This window comes from Streptomyces sp. NPDC001292, assembly GCF_042896465.1.
GTDB lineage: Bacteria > Actinomycetota > Actinomycetes > Streptomycetales > Streptomycetaceae > Streptomyces.
In genome coordinates this window covers 98,035-114,624 of sequence record NZ_JBIAXG010000009.1, presented here as the reverse complement: position 1 = coordinate 114,624, position 16,590 = coordinate 98,035, and the positions used below count along the sequence as shown (strand labels likewise).

The 16,590-nt window shown below is 74.8% G+C and carries 16 protein-coding genes and 2 pseudogenes; 10 read left to right on the top strand and 8 right to left on the bottom strand.

Features of this window, described 5'->3' with window-relative positions:
- The first annotated feature begins 375 nt into the window (after positions 1-375).
- The 5 genes and pseudogenes from ACFY4A_RS13070 to ACFY4A_RS13050 all read left to right on the top strand — a co-directional run.
- Entirely contained in the window at positions 376-588 is a 213-nt protein-coding gene (locus ACFY4A_RS13070; RefSeq protein ID WP_390829491.1) for a hypothetical protein, read from the top strand.
- 126 nt (positions 589-714) lie between these two features.
- Positions 715-1,728: an iron-containing redox enzyme family protein gene (locus tag ACFY4A_RS13065; RefSeq protein WP_390829490.1), complete on the top strand. Its 1,014-nt coding sequence runs from the start codon at positions 715-717 to the stop codon at positions 1,726-1,728.
- A complete protein-coding gene (locus tag ACFY4A_RS13060; RefSeq protein WP_390829489.1) occupies positions 1,729-2,424 on the top strand; it encodes a HemK2/MTQ2 family protein methyltransferase in 696 nt (231 codons plus the stop codon).
- Complete coding sequence (locus ACFY4A_RS13055; protein WP_390829488.1) at positions 2,393-2,650, top strand: CDGSH iron-sulfur domain-containing protein; 258 nt, start codon at positions 2,393-2,395, stop codon at positions 2,648-2,650. The genes ACFY4A_RS13060 and ACFY4A_RS13055 overlap by 32 nt, the downstream gene beginning before the upstream one ends.
- 492 nt (positions 2,651-3,142) lie before the next feature.
- Positions 3,143-3,462: pseudogene (locus tag ACFY4A_RS13050) on the top strand (alpha-hydroxy-acid oxidizing protein); the annotation flags it as partial.
- 54 nt (positions 3,463-3,516) lie between these two features.
- On the opposite strand, the gene ACFY4A_RS13045 reads toward ACFY4A_RS13050, so the two are convergent.
- The 3 genes from ACFY4A_RS13045 to ACFY4A_RS13035 all read right to left on the bottom strand — a co-directional run bounded on the left by ACFY4A_RS13045 (position 3,517) and on the right by ACFY4A_RS13035 (position 6,249).
- On the bottom strand, positions 3,517-5,160 hold the full coding sequence (locus ACFY4A_RS13045; RefSeq protein WP_390829487.1) for an RICIN domain-containing protein: 1,644 nt from the start codon (positions 5,158-5,160) through the stop codon (positions 3,517-3,519).
- Positions 5,161-5,622: 462 nt separating this feature from the next.
- Positions 5,623-6,000: a toxin Doc gene (locus tag ACFY4A_RS13040; protein WP_390829486.1), complete on the bottom strand. Its 378-nt coding sequence runs from the start codon at positions 5,998-6,000 to the stop codon at positions 5,623-5,625.
- Between the two features lie 3 nt (positions 6,001-6,003).
- Positions 6,004-6,249, bottom strand: a complete 246-nt coding sequence (locus ACFY4A_RS13035; RefSeq protein WP_390829485.1) for a hypothetical protein — start codon at positions 6,247-6,249, stop codon at positions 6,004-6,006.
- Between the two features lie 253 nt (positions 6,250-6,502).
- Between ACFY4A_RS13035 and ACFY4A_RS13030 the strand changes: the two genes are divergently transcribed.
- Positions 6,503-8,875, top strand: coding sequence for a SpoIIE family protein phosphatase (locus ACFY4A_RS13030; RefSeq protein ID WP_390829484.1), 2,373 nt, complete (start codon positions 6,503-6,505; stop codon positions 8,873-8,875).
- A gap of 13 nt (positions 8,876-8,888) precedes the next feature.
- Here ACFY4A_RS13030 and ACFY4A_RS13025 read toward each other — a convergent pair whose 3' ends face one another.
- Positions 8,889-9,440, bottom strand: coding sequence for an RNA polymerase sigma factor (locus tag ACFY4A_RS13025; RefSeq protein WP_390829483.1), 552 nt, complete (start codon positions 9,438-9,440; stop codon positions 8,889-8,891).
- A 46-nt stretch (positions 9,441-9,486) separates the two neighbouring features.
- Here ACFY4A_RS13025 and ACFY4A_RS13020 point away from each other — a divergent pair, with 46 nt between their 5' ends.
- The 3 genes and pseudogenes from ACFY4A_RS13020 to ACFY4A_RS13010 all read left to right on the top strand — a co-directional run.
- Positions 9,487-10,851 carry a serine/threonine-protein kinase gene (locus tag ACFY4A_RS13020; protein ID WP_390829482.1) on the top strand — a complete coding sequence of 455 codons (1,365 nt, stop codon included), beginning with the start codon at positions 9,487-9,489 and terminating at the stop codon, positions 10,849-10,851.
- A 196-nt stretch (positions 10,852-11,047) separates the two neighbouring features.
- Positions 11,048-11,749, top strand: a complete 702-nt coding sequence (locus ACFY4A_RS13015) for a DUF4232 domain-containing protein (protein WP_390829481.1) — start codon at positions 11,048-11,050, stop codon at positions 11,747-11,749.
- Positions 11,750-11,813: 64 nt separating this feature from the next.
- Positions 11,814-12,089: pseudogene (locus tag ACFY4A_RS13010) on the top strand (arsenic transporter); the annotation flags it as partial.
- Positions 12,090-12,293: 204 nt separating this feature from the next.
- Here ACFY4A_RS13010 and ACFY4A_RS13005 read toward each other — a convergent pair.
- The 4 genes from ACFY4A_RS13005 to ACFY4A_RS12990 all read right to left on the bottom strand — a co-directional run bounded on the left by ACFY4A_RS13005 (position 12,294) and on the right by ACFY4A_RS12990 (position 15,434).
- Entirely contained in the window at positions 12,294-13,262 is a 969-nt protein-coding gene (locus tag ACFY4A_RS13005; RefSeq protein WP_390829480.1) for an aldo/keto reductase, read from the bottom strand.
- Between the two features lie 33 nt (positions 13,263-13,295).
- Positions 13,296-13,871: a flavoprotein gene (locus tag ACFY4A_RS13000; RefSeq protein WP_390829579.1), complete on the bottom strand. Its 576-nt coding sequence runs from the start codon at positions 13,869-13,871 to the stop codon at positions 13,296-13,298.
- 147 nt (positions 13,872-14,018) lie between these two features.
- The gene (locus ACFY4A_RS12995) at positions 14,019-14,216 is read right to left on the bottom strand and encodes a ferredoxin (protein WP_390829479.1); all 198 of its coding nucleotides are present in this window, start codon (positions 14,214-14,216) and stop codon (positions 14,019-14,021) included.
- 12 nt (positions 14,217-14,228) lie between these two features.
- Positions 14,229-15,434 carry a cytochrome P450 gene (locus tag ACFY4A_RS12990; RefSeq protein WP_390829478.1) on the bottom strand — a complete coding sequence of 402 codons (1,206 nt, stop codon included), beginning with the start codon at positions 15,432-15,434 and terminating at the stop codon, positions 14,229-14,231.
- Between the two features lie 274 nt (positions 15,435-15,708).
- Here ACFY4A_RS12990 and ACFY4A_RS12985 point away from each other — a divergent pair, with 274 nt between their 5' ends.
- The gene (locus ACFY4A_RS12985; protein WP_390829477.1) at positions 15,709-16,341 is read left to right on the top strand and encodes a LysE family transporter; all 633 of its coding nucleotides are present in this window, start codon (positions 15,709-15,711) and stop codon (positions 16,339-16,341) included.
- Positions 16,342-16,590 lie beyond the last annotated feature (249 nt).

Sequence of the window (16,590 nt, the reverse complement as noted above, 5' to 3'; positions counted from 1 at the left end):
CCTTCGGGGTCTGCTCGGAGGGGTCCTCGGTGTCGTCCGGCAACGCGTCCAGGCGCCGTCCCGGGGCGTCGAGGGAATGTACCGGGCCGGGTCCGTGCGGGACGCTTGGAACCGCCGGAGGCGATCCATCGGGACGCTTGGAACCGCCGGGCCCGATCCATCGGGACGCTTGGAACCGCCGGGTACCCGATCCATCGGCACGCTTGGAACCGCCGGGCCCGATCCATCGGGACGCTTGGAACCGCCGGGCCCATCCATGCGGACGCTTGGAACCGCCGGGCCGGGACGCGTGGTGGCACGAGGGTCCGCCACCGGCCGCTCCACGTGGCCGCGAGGCTCCGCCGGAAACGAACCGGACGAGGACAGGAGGCGGCCATGACCGAGAAGCCCGGAAAGCGCGGGACCACCGGCAGCGGCAAGCGACGCGCCGACCGGCCCGAGACGGCGGCCGGCGAGGCGCTGCGCGAGTTCGAGAACGCCGAGACGGACGTCGCCGGCACCGCCGAGCGCCGCCGTCGGGGCGAGGCAGGCGAGGCCATCACCCCGAACGCCCGGGCCCAGGAGGAGTCCGAGGGCGAGGGCGACTGACCCGGCCCGGGACCGGGGTCTCGCCGGCTGCGTACGGCAGGGCGGCATCCGGAGTCCGTCCGGGGCGACCGGTCCGCGGGGAAAGGACGGAGGTGGTCCGCCGGGAGTCGCGGGTACCCGGGCCCCATGGCCGGCGATCACCGAGGACCCGCGCTGCCCCCCGCCCGGGGGCCGGTCTCCGCAGCCGTGACGGCGTACCTGCGGGGCGCCGGTCCGCTGGCCCGCGCCGAGGACGCCGGCCGCGCGGCGGCGTACGGCGACGATCTCCAGCTCGCCCTGTACCTCTGCTACGAGCTGCACTACCGCGGTTTCGCGGAGGTCGCCGCCCGGCACGAGTGGGACCCGGGCCTGCTGGCGGTCCGCTCGGCTCTGGAGCACCGGTTCCTGGCCGCTCTGCGCGCCGACACGCCGGGGCACGGCAGCCTCGACGACGCGCTCGCCGACCTGCTCGTCGAGCCGGTCGAGGGCACGGGCGTCAGCCACTACCTGCGGGACGAGGGCACGCTGTGGCAGTTGCGCGAGTACGCGGCACAGCGCTCCCTGTACCACCTCAAGGAGGCCGACCCGCATGCCTGGGTGCTGCCGCGCCTGTGGGGCCGGGCCAAGGCGGCGATGGCGGCGGTGGAGTTCGACGAGTGGGGCGGCGGCCGCGCCGAGCGCGTCCACGCCCGGCTGTTCGCCGACCTGATGAGGGACCTGGGCCTGGACACGACGTACGGCCGCTATCTGGACGCGGCCTCGGCGGAGGCCCTGGCGACGGTGAACCTGATGTCCCTGTTCGGCCTGCACCGTGAGCTGCGGGGCGCCCTGGTGGGCCATTTCGCCGCGGTCGAGATCACCTCCTCCCCCGGCTCCCGCCGGCTGGCCGAGGCCATGCGCCGCACGGGCGCCGGGCCGGCCGCGCAGTTCTTCTACGACGAGCACGTGGAGGCGGACGCGGTGCACGAGCAGGTCGTACGCCACGACGTCATCGGCGGGCTGCTGGCCGAGGAGCCGCACCTGGCGTCCGACGTGACCTTCGGTATCGACGCGACCGGATACCTGGAGGACCGCTTCGCCGGGCGGCTGCTCACCGACTGGCGGTCCGGGCGGTCGTCGCTGCGGACACCCCTCGCGGCGGAAATGACCGGTATCTCCTGAATGCCGGGGTACCCGCCGGATGTGAACGCACTGGTATTTCCGGGGGTCTACGCCCCGCAGGACGACACCGCGCTGCTGGCCGAAGCCCTCTCCGACGAACCGTGGGAGCCGGGTGCGCGGGTCCTCGACGTGGGCACCGGGAGCGGCGCGCTGGCACTGGTGGCCGCCCGGCGGGGCGCCGAGGTGACCGCGGTGGACGTCTCCTGGCGCGCGGTGTGGACCGCCCGGCTCAACGCCCGGCTCAGCCGGCTTCCGGTCCGCATCCACCGCGGGAACCTGTTCGGTCCGGTGCGTGGACGGTCGTTCGACGTGGTCCTGGCCAACCCGCCGTACGTCCCGGCCCCCGACAGCCGGCGCGGCCCGCGCGGCCGGAGCCGCGCCTGGGACGCGGGGCGCGACGGGCGGCTCGTCCTGGACCGGATCTGCCGGGACGCGCCCCGGCTGCTGCGGCCCGGGGGCGTACTGCTGATCGTGCACTCCGCGCTGAGCGCTCCCGACCGCACCCTGGACCGGCTGCGCGCGGCCGGCCTCGAGGCCGCGGTGGTGCGCCGCCGCCGGATCGCCTTCGGTCCCGTGCTGCGGTCGCGGCGCGGCTGGCTGCGGGAGCGGGGTCTGCTGTCCGCGGCGCAAGCGGCCGACGAGAAGGAAGAGCTGGTGGTCATCCGTGCCGAACGCCCCCTACGGCAAGCCGCGTGACAACCCGGGCGACAGCCCGGACACCCCCACGGGTGGTCCGCGCCCCGACCCTCCCTGCCGGGTCACGATGCAGCGCCGCGGTCCGATCCTGGTCGACGGCCCGGTCGAGGTGGAACTCGAGGACGGCAGCACCGTCTTCTCGGACCGCTTCCGCGTCGCCCTGTGCACCTGCCGCCGCAGCCGCCGCTACCCGTGGTGCGATACCAGCCATCGTGACAGGACGTAGCGCGGTCCCGACGGCCCGCGCCCCGGGGCACTCCTCCCGCCCCGATGCCAGGGGCCGGCGGGCGGCCCCACTCCGCCCGCCGGTCCTGGTGCGGAATCGCCCGGTCCCCGCGGCAGTGCCCGCGCTCCCCAGCCACGGGACCCTTCAAGTGTGCGCGGGGCACGCGCGATCCCGGCCCCTCAGAACGCGAAGACGCTCGTCACCGAAGCGTTCTTCACGCACTCGTTGCCGTAGGTGCGCTCGTAGGAGACGCGCCTGCCCTGCGCAGCGGGTCCGGGCCCAGGGACCCGATGCCCGGCCCGAGGACACCCACGACGAGGACAGTCACGACGAGGACCGCGGCGAGGGCACCCGCGGCGGGGAGGGGTGAACGGAGGGCGGCGGATTCGTCCACGCCTGGCGTGAAGGCTGGACGAACCGTCCTCTGGTACGGCTCACGCACGGCGCCTCAGCGTCAGCGGGCCCCGAGGACAGCGCCCTTCCCGCCGCGCTGGCGGGCGCCAGGTGGCCGGAACCGTCGTGCGGCCGCCGCCGCGCTGCCGCGGGTGGCCGGGGCGGTCGGCGACCGGCTGACGGTCCTGTTCGACAGCGGTGTGCGCACCGGGGACGACGTGTTCAAGGCGCTCGCCCTCGGTGCGCGGGCGGTGCTGGTGGGCCGGCCGTACGCGTACGGCCTCGGCCTCGACGGCCAGGCGGGCGTCGAGCATGTGGTCCGCTGTCTGCTCGCGGAGTTCGACCTCACGCTCGCCCTGACGGGGCACGCCGGGCCGGCCACGGTCGGCGCGGGCGACCTCGTCGAGGCCCCCACCTGACCCGCGCCGGCCGGCCGTGGCCGCCGCCCGCGTCCGGGCGGCGGCCACGGTCGCTCACGCGGTGACGTCCGGCGGTGCGGCCCGGCGGGCGGACGGCGCGCCCGCCCCGGCGACCGACAGCGGGCCCGGAGTCACCGACGCGGAGTCTGCCGCCCAGCGCTGCGCGGCGGTGCCGTCGCGAACCTTCACCACGATGTCCGCCTCCGCCTGCGGCGAGGCGGAGGTCAGGGCGAGTCCTTCCTCCCAGCGCGGCAGCAACTCTCCCTGCGCGCCCACGTCGTAGCGCACGTCGCGGCCCCGCTCGTCACCGGACTGCGCGCAGGTGCCGAGGACGACCACGCCCGCGTCCGCGTGCGAGTCCAGGCACAGGCCGGGGTCGGCGACGCTGCGCAGCAGCCCGTCGTCCTCCAGCGACCACCGCTGGTTCCAGGCCGAGGAGCACTCGGCCAGTCCGGCGGCGGCGCCGGCCTTCGGCTCGCCCCGGACGGCCAGGCAGAGACCGGCCGCGACGTTGCGCAGCCGGGTCTCCTCGGTCGACGGGGACGGCCGGGCGGGGCCGGGCGTCGCGGAACCGGCGGACGGGGCCGCGGAGTCGGTGCCGTGCGCCGTGTCCCGTGTGCCGGACGCACCGGTGGACGCGGCCGGGGCGGTGCCGTCGCCGTGCGACCACAGGTTGACGCCGAGCACTGTAGCGAGCAGTGAGGCGGAGACGAGGCCGAGGCCGGTGCGCAGCGCCCGGGACGGCCGCGGGCCGCCCGGGGCGCGGCGGCCCGGCGCGGTGATCCGGGACAGCAGCCGGTGCCGGCCGCCGCCCGGACGGCCTCCGCCGTGCCGGGCGGTGCCTCTCGTGCGCGTGGTCTGTCCGGCGCGCCCCGGGCGGGAGTCGAGATAGCGGCGGGCGCCCCAGCCGAGCACCGCTTCGGCCAGCAGCGCGCCCGGTCCGTTTTCCACCTGGCCGAGCTGTCCGGCGGCGTCCCGGCAGTAGCGGCAGTCGTCCAGATGCCGCCGGACGTCCGGCAGCAGGCCGCCGCCGCGGCGGATCGGCACGTCGAGCAGCCGGTTGTAGAAGCGGCAGTCGTCGGTCGGCGCGAGTTCGCGGTGGGCGCGCACGCAGCCCTCGCGGAACTTGTCCCGGGCCTCGTCCAGGGTGCGGGAGGCGGTGTCGAGGTCCATGCCCAGCAACCCGGCCGGGACGTCGAGCGGTTCGGCCTCCACCTCGATGTGCCACAGCAGGCACCGGGCGGCCGGGACGAGACCCTCGAAGGACCGCTGGGCGAGCCGGCGGTTCTCCGGGACCAGGGTCGCGGCGGCCCGCATGCCCCGGCCTCCGGCGGGTTTGCGCAGCTCCGGCAGGGCGGCCGATATGCGGTCCTCGGCGGCCCACAGCCGGACCGTGTCCCGCACGGTCAGCAGCAGCCGGGGGCGCAGCGCGACGCCCGGCTCGCCCAGGGTCAGCCGGTCGAGGACCTGGTGGAAGGCGGCCGAGGTCACCATGGCCGCGACGGGCGCCCGGGAGGCGAGGCAGATCACCGTGTAGTCGTGGACCGGCTGCCAGTGCCGTGCGATCAACAGGGCGACGCAGTGGGCGACTTCGTCGTCCGTGCTGCCGGTGAGCCGGGCGGCGAGGGATTCGTCGGACTCCCCGGGGATCCCGCCGGGCGGCGGACTGGGGGGACGAGAGGGGCGGGGGGTGGGCACGAAGACGCTTCCTTTGGTACGTACCTGTGTGGAGCGGGCCCGCGGGTCTGGCACACGGCCGGCGGACGAATCGGCTCGACTCCCCAACTGTCCCTGTGGAAACGGCCCTTGCCCACGCACGGGCCGCTCAGCCTTGCACAGCTCAGTGACACACAACAAGACATACCGACAACCCGGGCATCATTGACGGAAAGTCAGGAAGCAGGAGGTCACCGGACGCTGTGCGCGTAGCCACCGGGCGGTCTGCAAGTACGCGTTCCCACCGTTGCCGTGCGCCCCGTGTGAAGCACGCGCACACACCGGCGCCGCGCGCACGCTCCCCGCACGCCAGGCTCGGGAGTGCACTGGTGTCGGCCTCTTGAAGGCCCGGCGCGGGACGGCGGCTCTCCTGCGCGCGCCGGGCCGCCGACCGTGTTCCTCCCGCCCACGGCCGGCGGCCCCGGGGGCATACGGCAGTGGGTGTCAGATCTCCCAGGAGCGCAGACGGTCGGCGGCGCCGTAGACGTCGGTCTTGCCGGACATCAGGTCGCGGGTGAGGTCGACGAGGGCGCCGTAGGGCGGGTCGATGCCGACGCCGCTGACGAACATGTAGGCCACGGCCGTCGCGCAGGCGAAGCGGGCGTTGGCCGACGGCAGGGGTTTGAGCACGGCGAGGGTGTGCAGCAGGGCGGCGGCCCGCCAGGCCGGGTCGGAGTTGACGCCGAGACGCGGCGGGTCGACGCGGTGGCGGGCGACGGCGGCCACCAGGGCCGAGAAGTCGTCGACCGCGGGCTGGTCCGGCAGGACCTCCTCGTGGCGCTGGAGCAGCCAGGGCACGTCGATGTGGATGACGGGGGTCATCGGTCAGGCTGCCCGCCCCTCGCCCTTCGCGGTTGACTCGTCCTCGGGAAAGGCCGTCGCGAACTCGTCCGCGTGGGCGGTGAAGAACCGCCGGAAGGCCTCGGCGCCTTCCTGGAGGGCCCGGTGCCGGGCTATGTCCGCGGCGGCTGCCTCGCGTACGAGTGCCTTCATCGACGTGCCGCGTTCCTTGGCGATCTGACGCAGGTCCTCGAGCTCGCGGTCGCTGAACTCCACATTGAGAGCTGGCATGGTCCACACGGTACCGCGCGGGTACTTTCCCGTAAATACCCGCTGGTCACAGCGGTGGGACAGCGGTACCGCGGGCGGGCCCGCCGCAGTGGGGGCGCGCCGCCGCGCCGCTCCGACGCGCCACGCGGCGGGCCCGGCGGTGACCGCGCCCGGCCGGCAGGGGGGTCGCCGTCCGTACGGCGCCGGTACGCACTAGGCTGGAACGCAAGTGACGCACCTGTTCACTGTGAGTGTGCGCGATGGAGTGGCGACGATGAGCCCCGTGTATCCGTTCGACGATGCCGCCACGGCTCGGGCTGTCGTCGACGAGCACGGCGTCCTCCTCGAATGGAACGAAGGCGCGCGCCGGCTGCTCGGCTGGGCCCCCGACGAGGTGCTGGGCGAGCAGGCCGCGAACCTGCTGGCCGACGGCCCGGTCACCCTCCTTCCCGACGAGTCCCGCTGGAACGGCACGCTCACCCTGCGGCACCGCGACGGGCGCGCCGTGCCCGTCTGGATCCTGGCCCACCACCGGCGCCCGGAGGACGGCGGCAACTGGCTCCTGGTCACCCCGCTGGAAGGCGCCGGACCCCCGGAAGCCGACGACCCGCTGGCCCGTACCGAGCTCATCCAGTCCCCCTGCGCCGTGGCGATCTACGACGAACGACTGCGGCTGCACGCGATGAACGCCGCCATGGCCGACGTGCTCGGGGTACCGGCCCAACGGCTGCGGGGCCTGCGCCACTCCGAGATCGGCGGCCATCGGCAGAGCGAGGACTTCGAGTGGCACATGCACCGGGTCCTCACCACCGGCCGGGGGAACGACGTGCGGACGTATGTGCCGATAGGCGGCGACGGTCAGGTGAGCGCCTGGCTGGCCCGTATGTCCCCGATCACCGACCGGCAGGGACGGGTGCGCGGGGTGTGCGTCGCCGCGCACGACTTCACCGAGCAGTACCGGGCGCGCGAACGGCTGCAACTGGTCAACGAGGCGAGTGTGCGCATCGGCACCACCCTCGACGTCCCGCGGACGGCGCAGGAACTCGCCGACGTCTGCGTCCCGGCCCTCGCCGACTTCGTCAGCGTCGACCTGCTTGACCCGCCCGAGCACGGCGGCGAACCCCACACCGGGCCGGTGACGATGCCGGTCGTCCTGCGCCGGGCCGCCCACCGCTCCGTCAACGCGGGCAGCCCCGAGGCGCTCGCCGCCGGGCGGACCGAGCTGTACCCGGCCACCTCCCCCCAGGGCGCCTCGCTGGTCACGGGCCACTCCGTGGTGATCTCCAAGGACTCCGGCGACCTCGGCAAGTGGCTGTCCTGGGACCCGGTGCGCCGCATGCACGCCCGGGAACTCGGCGTCCACGGCACGATGTCCGTGCCGATCCGGGCCAGGGGCGTGACCCTCGGGGTCGCCGTGTTCACCCGGTTCCGGCAGCCCGCCCCCTTCATGCCCGACGACGTGCTGCTGGCCGAGGAGGTCACGGCCCGCGCCGCCGTCTGCATCGACAACGCCCGGCGCTACTCCCGCGAGCGGGAGACCGCCCTCGCCCTCCAACGCAGCCTGCTGCCCCGCAGCCTGCCGCGCACCGCCGCGCTCGAGGCGGCCTCCCGCTACCTCCCGGCGGCCCGGGCCGGGGTGGGCGGCGACTGGTTCGACGTGATCCCGCTGTCCGGGACGCGGGTCGCCATGGTCGTCGGGGACGTCCTCGGGCACGGCGTGCAGGCCTCGGCCAGCATGGGCCGGCTGCGCACCGCCGTACGCACCCTCGCCGACATCGACCTCGCCCCGGACGAGCTGCTCACCCACCTGGACGACGTGGTGGCCCGGTTGTCCGCCGAGGCCGGGGCCGAGGGACGGCCCGGCGAGGTCGGCGCGACCTGCCTGTACGCGGTGTACGACCCGGTCTCCCGGCGCTGCACGCTCGCCCGCGCCGGGCACCCGCCGCCGGTGCTGGTCCCGCCGGACGGCCCGCCCCGCCGGGTGGAGCTGCCCTCCGGTCCGCCGCTGGGCCTGGGCGGGCTGCCCTTCGAGAGCGTCGAGCTCCAGCTGGCCGAGGGCAGCGTGCTGTCCTTCTACACCGACGGGCTGGTCGAGAGCCGCGAGCGGGACACCGACGCCGGCCACCGGCTGCTGTGCGAGGCGCTGGCCGCCCGCAGCGGCTCCCTCGAGGAGACCTGCGACCGAGTCCTGCACACCCTGCTGCCGACGGGCGGCGCCTGCGACGACGCGGCGCTGCTGCTGGCCCGCACCCGCGCCCTGCCACCCTCCCAGGTGGCGACCTGGGACATCCCCGCCGACCCGTCGCTGGTCGCGTCGGTTCGCAAGCAGGTCGTCGACCGGCTCGACGACTGGGGGCTGAGCGGGGCGGCGTTCACCGCCGAACTGGTGGTCAGCGAGCTGGTCACCAACGCGATCCGGTACGGCACCCCGCCCATACGGCTCCGGCTCATCCACGACGAGTCGCACCTGACCTGCGAGGTGTCCGACACCACCCACACCGCTCCGCACCTGCGCCGCGCCAAGGCCTGGGACGAGGGCGGCCGCGGCCTGCTGCTCGTCGCACAGCTCACCCGGAGGTGGGGCAGCAGGCACACCGCCGAGGGCAAGACGATCTGGGCGGAGCTGAGCCTGCTCGACGACGAGTGAGCCCGCTCGGGTCTCAGGATCCGTCGGCCAGCCAGGGCCGCACCCGCCGACGCGCCTCGTACAGCCGCGACTTGAGCGTGCCCAGCGGGATGCCCGCCCGTTCGGCGGCCTCGGCGTACTCCAGCCGGCAGATGTCCCGGTACACCAGCGGCGCCACCAGGTGGGGATGCTCCCGCTCCAGCCGGTCCAGCGCCTCCAGCAGGTCCACCCGGGACCCCGCGATGACGCTCGTGGTACGGGGGTCGGCGTACCGCGCGGGCTCGATCCGCGCGGGCTGCTCGGCGGCGCGGCGCCTGAGCTCCCGGTACTTCTGGCGGCAGCAGTTGGCGACGACCGTGTAGAGCCAGGTGCTGAAGCGGCTGCGGCCCTCGAACGCGGTGATCTTCCGCGCGATCTGGAGCAGCACGTCCTGCGCGGCCTCCTCGGCGTCCTCGCGGCAGGGCAGGAAACGCCCGCAGCGCCGGACCACCTCGGGCCGGACCTGCTGGAGCAGGGCCTCCAGCGCGGCGACGTCACCGGCGGCGGCACGCCGGGCGAGGTCTTCGACCGGCGCCGCGTTCTGCACGACAAGGCCCCCTTCGCGTGGCTCCCGGGGCAGGCATCATAGTCGCATGCACTCCCTCGAGCGGATCGGCCGCTACCGGCTCGAACGGCGCCTGGGCACGGGCGCCTTCGGCACGGTGTGGCTCGCCCACGACGACGAGCTCGAGGCCCCCGTGGCCGTCAAGGTCCTCGCCGAGAACTGGTCCCACCGCCTCGACGTGCGCGAGCGGTTCCTGGCCGAGGCACGGCTACTGCGCAGGGCAGGCTCGTCCAGGGTGGCTCAGGTCTACAACATCGGTGAACTGCCCGACGGCAGACCGTACTTCGTCATGGAGTACGCCGACGCCGGCACCTTCGCCGACCTGCTCGTCACCGGTCCGCTGCCGGTGCCGGAGGCCCTGCGGCTGACCGCGCTGGCCGCCCGCTCCGCCCACGCCCTGCACGAGGCGGGCATCGTGCACCGGGACGTCAAGCCGAGCAACGTGCTGCTGCGCACCGCGCCGGACGGCACCCGGCGGGTGCTGCTCGCCGATCTCGGGCTCGCCAAGAGCCTGGCGCAGGCCTCGGGGCTGACCCTGGCGGCGGGTTCGGCCGGGTACCGGCCGCCGGAGCAGGCCGAGCCCGGCGTGGGCATCGACGCGCGGGCGGACGTCTACGGACTGGGCGCGGTCGGCTACCGGCTCGTCACCGGCACGGTGCCCGCCGAGCCCGGCCAAGTGGTACGGCCCGAGCGGCTGCGGCCGGGCCTGGACCCCGTTGTCGCCCGGGCACTGACGCGGGCCCTGGACCCGGACCGCGAGCGGCGCTGGCCCACCGCCGAGGCGTTCGCGGACGAGCTGGAACGGCTGGCCTCGGCCCCGGCGACCGCCGTCCGCCCGCGCGGGCGGTCCAGGACCGTCGTGCTGGCCGCCGCCGTGGCCGCCGTCGCCGTCGCCGGGGCCGCCGTCGCCCTGGTGAACCGGCCGTCCACGGCGTCCGGCGTCGACGTCCGGGACGCCACCGGCCGGATCGCGGTGCGGGTGCCCGACGACTGGGGGCGCCAACTGCGCGACTCCGGCTGGGATCCGGCGGCGCTGGGGCTGCCCGCAGGGCACGAGCCGGGACTCGCCGTCGCCGACGACCTGACCGGATGGCAGGATCTCGGCGCCGATGTGCTCGGGGTGTTCGCCGGCCTGAGCGAGCACGGCGACGTCACCGCCCGCGTCGACGCACTCGGCCACCCGGGCTGCCGCTACGACGGCGCCCGCGCCTACTCCGGCGGGCGGTGGCACGGCCGGGTCCGGACCTGGAGCGACTGCCCCGGCGGCGGCCGGCTCACGGAGACCGCGCTCGTCCCGGCCGGCGGCGGGCAGCCGCAGGTGTACGTGCAGATCCGTCAGCACGGCGGCGGCGACGCGACCGACCGCGTACTGCGCTCCCTGCGCGTCACCTGATCCCCCGTACGGGCGAGACCGCTCGACCCCGTACGGGCGAGTCCCGCCCGGGGTCCGCGCGGGAAGAAGTCACCGGGAGAAAAGGTGTGGACGGCCGCGAACTTTTCGCCCGGTCCGCGCATCGGACACTCAGGACGGCGCACCCGGCGCCGGAGGCACGCGGCCACCGCGTGCGAGCGACCCAGGAGTGTGGAACATGGCGCACAAGTCCCCGTCCGCCCGCCGGGTGGCCCTGCTCGTCGGCGCGGTCGCCGTGCTGGGCCTGCCGCTGACCGCCTGCGGCCACGGCAGCGGCACGAGCGGCGCTCCGCGGAAGGTGTCCGGCACCGCCGCGCCCGCGACCGGCGACACCACCGCCGGGACGGCACCCGGCACGGCCCCCGGCACGAGCTCCGCTCCCAGCGGCGGCGCCGCACCCCCGAGCGGGGCGGCCACCGGCTCCGCCCCGGGCACGGGCGGCACCCGCACCCCCGTAACGAGCACCCGCTGTCACACCTCCGAACTCAGGGCATCGGTGGGCCGCGAGAACCCGGGCGCCGGGCAGGAGAACTTCCCGGTCGTCCTCACGAACACCTCCGGCCGCACCTGCACCGTGCACGGCTATCCCGGCGCCGCCTTCGTGGACGCCTCCGGCAGGCAGCTGGGCCCGGACCCGAAGCGGTCCGCGGGCACGCCCACCACGGTGACGCTGAAGCCGGGCCGAAGCGCCTGGGCCGGTCTGACCTTCTCCAACCCCCAGGTGAGCGGCGCGAGGGCGGCGACGCCCGCCGCGCTGATCGTCACCCCGCCGGACGAGCGCGACCACCTCACGGTGAAGTGGACGGCCGGCCAGGTGCCCGTGGGCGGCAACGCCTCCTCGGTGTTCCTGACGGTCCTCAGCCCCGGCACCGAGCCCTGACCGGTCCCGTCCGCGGCGCTCTCCCGCGGGGGAACCGGCACGGCCCTCCCCCGGAGGAAGACCGCTGAACACTCCGCTGGCCGAAGCCCTTTCGGTCGTCCTGCTCGTCGCCGTGCCCGCCTGGGCCGTCGTCCCTCCCTTCGGCCGGCCCGAGGCGGTCATGGCCGTGCCCGCCGCCGGGATCGCCGTCGCCACCGGCGCGATCCGGCTGGACCACGCCCGGGCCGAGGCGGAACGGCTGGGACCGGTGGTCGGGTTCCTCGCCGCGGTGCTGGTGCTCGCCCAATTCAGCGGCCGCCGCCGTGGCGGTGGCGCCTGTTCCGGTCGTCCCACGAGCGGCGTGTCGGCATCTCGAACGTCCACCGCGCAGAGGGCGGACCCATGGCCTGCTCGCCGACCGGCCACACCTTTGCACAGGCCAGCGGCGAGCAACAAGGGATCACGCGGTCTTGTGCTTGACGCTCCCGGCGCTCAGTGTTGACGGATTGTCAATTCCCGTGGACGGAATGCGATTACTGCCCAATGTGCGGGGCAATTGCCGCTCTCAGTGGCCGCTCACGGCGTGCGGTGTGTACGGCCGTTCCAGTTCCTCGGCCTCCTTGTCGCCGAGCTCCAGTTCGACCGCGGCCACCGCGTCGCGCAGGTGCTCCGGCCTGGACGCGCCGACGATGGGCGCCGTGACCGTGTCCTGGCGCAGCAGCCAGGCGAGGGCGACCTGGGCGCGCGGGACCCCGCGGTCCCCGGCGACGCGGGTGACGGCCTCGACGATGCCGCGGTCGCCCTCCGTGTAGAGCCGGCCGCCGAAGGCGTCGGTGGCGCTGCGCTCGGTGGTGGCGCCCCAGTCCCTGGTGAGGCGGCCGCGGGCCAGCGGGCTCCACGGCAGTACGCCGACGCCCTGGTCCGCGCACAGGGGAAGCATCTCCCGCTCCTCCTCGCGGTAGAGCAGGTTGTAGTGGTTCTGCATGGAGACGAACCGGGTCCAGCCGTGCAGCAGGGCCGTGTACTGGGCCTTGGAGAACTGCCAGGCGTACATCGAACTCGCCCCGATGTAACGGACCTTGCCCGCCTTCACCAGGTCGTGCAGCGCCTCCATGGTCTCCTCGACGGGCGTGTGGGGGTCCCAGCGGTGGATCTGGTACAGGTCGACGTAGTCGGTGCCGAGCCGGCGCAGGCTGTGGTCGATCTCCGTCATGATCGCCTTGCGGGACAGGCCGCCGCCGTTGGGCCCCGGCCGCATCCGGCCGTGCACCTTGGTGGCGAGTACGACGTCGTCGCGGCGGGCGAAGTCGCGCAGCGCGCGGCCGACGATCTCCTCACTGGTGCCGTCGGAGTAGACGTTGGCCGTGTCGAAGAAGGTGATCCCCGCCTCCAGTGCCTGCCGGATCAGCGGGCGCGACGCCTCCTCGTCGAGGGTCCACTCGTGCGTGCCGCGGCCGGGCACGCCGTAGGTCATGCAGCCCAGACAGATCCGCGACACCTCGAGGCCAGTCGAACCGAGCTTCCCGTACCGCATCGTTGCTACTCCTGTCCTTGGCGCGGTCGCCGGTCACGAGCCGGGGCGGCCCGCGGACGTCCGCGTCGGAAACGTGTCCAGCAGGTCCAGTGCCCGTTCCCAGCCGAACTCGGGCCGGCCGCCGTCCCGGGACGGTTCGCCGGAGGACGGCTCCCCGAAGCGGACGCCCATCCCGCGCAGGCGGACGAGGCTGTCCCGGTAGGCGGGGTGGGCGGCGAGGGTGTTGGAGACGCACGGCAGGACCACGACCGGAACGTCCATGCCGTACGTCTCGCACAGGGTGGCCAGGGCGAGGGTGTCGGCGGTCCCGGCGGCCCACTTGTTGAGCGTGTTGAAGGTGGCCGGCGCCACGACCACGGCGTCCGGCGGCGGGAACGGCCGCGGGTCGCCCGGCGTGCGCCAGGCCGACCGTATGGGGCGGCGGGTCTGCGCCTCGACCGCGGCGGTGTCGAAGAAGCCGCCCATGGCGACCGGTGTCGCGATGACACCGACCTCCCAGCCCCGTTCCTGCGCGGCGGTGAGCAGCTCGCTGACGCCCGCGGCGATGCCGGCGGCGCAGACGACGACGTAGAGGAAGGGCTTCCCGGACGCTGTCCCGGACTCCTTCACGGGCGGTGCCCCGGAGGGCTTCTGGGCCTGTTCGCTCACCCGGGAACCCTAGTCAATCCTCCACCGCCGAGGCCACGGGCCGGCGCGACGGGCACCCGGCGGGCCGGCCGCCGCGGACTGCGGCGGACCGGCGGACGGCGTGGCCCACTACTCGTCCTCGGACAGCGTGATGGCGCCCACGGGGCAGGCCCGGGCGGCCTCCCGGACCATGGGGTCGCCGGCGCCGTCCTCCCGGCCGGGCAGCAGGGCACTGAAGCCGTCGTCGTCCTGGGTGAAAACGCCCGGCGCGGTCAGGGCGCACTGTCCGGCGCCGATGCAGCGGTCCTTGTCGATCTCGATGCGCATGGCGGCAGCCTCTTACCAACTGACGGGGAGTTCCAGCATCCCCTGGATGGTGTCGCCGGGTTTGAAGGGGATCTCCTCCGGCGGGGCGGCGAGCCGGAGCCCGGGCAGCCGTTCGAGGAGCGTGCGCAGGGCGATCTCCAGCTCGGTGCGGGCGAGGTTCTGGCCGAGGCACTGGTGGATGCCGAAGCCGAAGGCGACGTGGTGGCGGGCCGAGCGGTGGAAGTCGAGGGTGTCGGGTGCCGGGTAGACGTCCTCGTCGCGGTTGATGACGGAGGTGGAGAAGACCACGCCCTCCCCGGCCCTGATCGTGGTCCCGCCGATCTCGATGTCCTCGGTGGCCAGCCGCAGCAGTCCGTCCGCGATGGACAGCATCCGCATCAGTTCCTCGATCGCGTCCGGCAGCAGCGAGGGGGCGGCGCGCAGCTCGGCAAGCCGCTCGAGGTGCAGCAGGAGCGTGTAGGTGCCGAGGGAGATCATGTTGGCGGTGGTCTCGTGGCCCGCGACCAGGAGGATCATCGCCAGGGCGGTCAGCTCCTCGCGGTCGAGTTCGCCCTCGCGCAGCCGCTGCTGGACGAGTTCGTCCAGCAGGCCCTCGCCGGGCTGCCGCCGCTTGCGGTCGATCAGCTCCTCCAGGTACGCCGCCAGCCGGTCCCGGGCGTCCTGTGTGTCCTCGGCCGCCGGTCCGCGCAGCAGCCGCCTCGACTGCTCCTCGAAGAAGTCGTGGTCGGCGTAGGGCACGCCGAGCAGGGCGCAGATCACCATGGACGGCACCGGCAGCGCGAAGGCGCGCACCAGGTCGGCGGGCGGCCCCTGCGCGATCATCGCGTCCAGCAGGTCGTCGACGATCTCCTGGATGCGCGGCCTGAGCTCGGTGGCGCGCTTGAGGGTGAAGCTCGGGATCATCATCCGCCGCTGGCTGCGGTGCTTGGGGTCGTCGACGCCGAGGAGTGCCGGCTTGCGGTCGCGGACCGCGGCGAAGCGGGGCGTGGTGGCCGGGAAGCCCGAACGGGTGCGGTCCGTGGACAGCCGGGGGTCAACCAGCAGGTCACGGGCGACGGCGTGGCCGGTGACGAGCCAGGCCGGGCGGCCGTCGTAGAGCCGGATGCGGGCCAGCGGCCGGGCGGTGCGCAGCGGATCGTACCCGGTGGGCGGGTGGTAGGGGCAGGCCCGGTCCTGGGGGAAGGAGACGGGCTCGGACAGTTCGGTCAGGTCTGTCATGGAAGACCTCGCAGACGAAGGATGCTTCGTGCCGATCTTCATTAGATGCCCGGGGCACCTAGGGCACGACATCGAGTTCGGCCAGATCGGCGACCTGCGGGATCTGGCTGGGAACCACCCATTCGCATCGTAATTCGGTTGCCGCCGAAACGGCGCGGGGCCAGGATCCGGCCATGTCCACGACCGATGGGTTCCCGCCGCTGCCCGCCGCCGACCTCCCGACGCGGTCCCAGCAGCAGCCCGGCCGTCCCCGGAGGCCCGGTCCGCAGCTGTCGTGAGCGCCGCGCTCGTCGCGGGCCTGCTCGCGGGCTACGGCATCGCCGTGCCCGTCGGCGCCGTCGCGACCTACCTCGTCACCCTGACCGCCCGTACGTCCCTGCGGACCGGTGTGTGCGCCGCGCTCGGCGTGGCGACGGCCGACGGCCTCTACGCCCTGCTCGCCGCCCTCGGCGGCTCGGCCCTGGCCGCCGCGCTGCGGCCGGTGATCGTGCCGCTGCGCTGGGCGTCGGCCCTGCTGCTCGCCGCGCTGGCCGTCCGGGGCGCGGTCGTCGCGCTGCGGCGGTATCGCGGACACCGGCTCGCCACCCGGACCGCTCCAGCGCCGCCGAGCCCGGCCCGGGCGTACCTGGCGTTGCTCGGGATCACCCTGCTCAACCCCACCACGCTGATCTACTTCGCGGCACTGGTGCTCGGCACCCGTGGCACCCAGGCCGCACCGCCGTCCCAGCAGGCGGTGTTCGTACTGGCGGCCCTCGCCGCCTCCGCGAGTTGGCAACTGCTGCTCGCGGGCGGCGGCGCGCTGCTGGGCCGGGCCCTGACGGGCCACCGGGGCCGGCTGGTGACGGCTCTGGTGGCCAGCGGTGTGATCACGGTGCTGGCGGTACGGATGCTGATACCGCCCGGGTGAACGGCCCGCGTGAGGGGGACGACGTGCGCCCGCGGGCGACGGTCCCCGCCTGCCGGGGACGCGGCGCACCCGCAGGGGGACGCTCCCCGCCCGCGGGCGACGGGGTGCGCCCGCGCGGAACCCGGACCGCCCGCGGGCAAAGCGGTACACCCGTGCGGGAGCCGGACCGCCCGCGGGCAACGCGGTACACCCGTGCGGGAGCCGGACCGCCCGCGGGCAACGCGGTACACCCGCGGGCAACGCGGCCCG

What these genes read in the sequence shown, in the direction of transcription:
- ACFY4A_RS13070 (WP_390829491.1), top strand. Translation starts at nt 376, where the DNA reads ATGACCGAGAAGCCCGGAAAGCGCGGGACCACCGGCAGCGGCAAGCGA.
- ACFY4A_RS13065 (WP_390829490.1), top strand. Translation starts at nt 715, where the DNA reads ATGGCCGGCGATCACCGAGGACCCGCGCTGCCCCCCGCCCGGGGGCCG.
- ACFY4A_RS13060 (WP_390829489.1), top strand. Translation starts at nt 1,729, where the DNA reads ATGCCGGGGTACCCGCCGGATGTGAACGCACTGGTATTTCCGGGGGTC.
- ACFY4A_RS13040 (WP_390829486.1), bottom strand. Translation starts at nt 6,000, where the DNA reads ATGACCCCCGTCATCCACATCGACGTGCCCTGGCTGCTCCAGCGCCAC.
- ACFY4A_RS13035 (WP_390829485.1), bottom strand. Translation starts at nt 6,249, where the DNA reads ATGCCAGCTCTCAATGTGGAGTTCAGCGACCGCGAGCTCGAGGACCTG.
- ACFY4A_RS13030 (WP_390829484.1), top strand. Translation starts at nt 6,503, where the DNA reads ATGAGCCCCGTGTATCCGTTCGACGATGCCGCCACGGCTCGGGCTGTC.
- ACFY4A_RS13020 (WP_390829482.1), top strand. Translation starts at nt 9,487, where the DNA reads ATGCACTCCCTCGAGCGGATCGGCCGCTACCGGCTCGAACGGCGCCTG.
- ACFY4A_RS13015 (WP_390829481.1), top strand. Translation starts at nt 11,048, where the DNA reads ATGGCGCACAAGTCCCCGTCCGCCCGCCGGGTGGCCCTGCTCGTCGGC.
- ACFY4A_RS13005 (WP_390829480.1), bottom strand. Translation starts at nt 13,262, where the DNA reads ATGCGGTACGGGAAGCTCGGTTCGACTGGCCTCGAGGTGTCGCGGATC.
- ACFY4A_RS12995 (WP_390829479.1), bottom strand. Translation starts at nt 14,216, where the DNA reads ATGCGCATCGAGATCGACAAGGACCGCTGCATCGGCGCCGGACAGTGC.
- ACFY4A_RS12990 (WP_390829478.1), bottom strand. Translation starts at nt 15,434, where the DNA reads ATGACAGACCTGACCGAACTGTCCGAGCCCGTCTCCTTCCCCCAGGAC.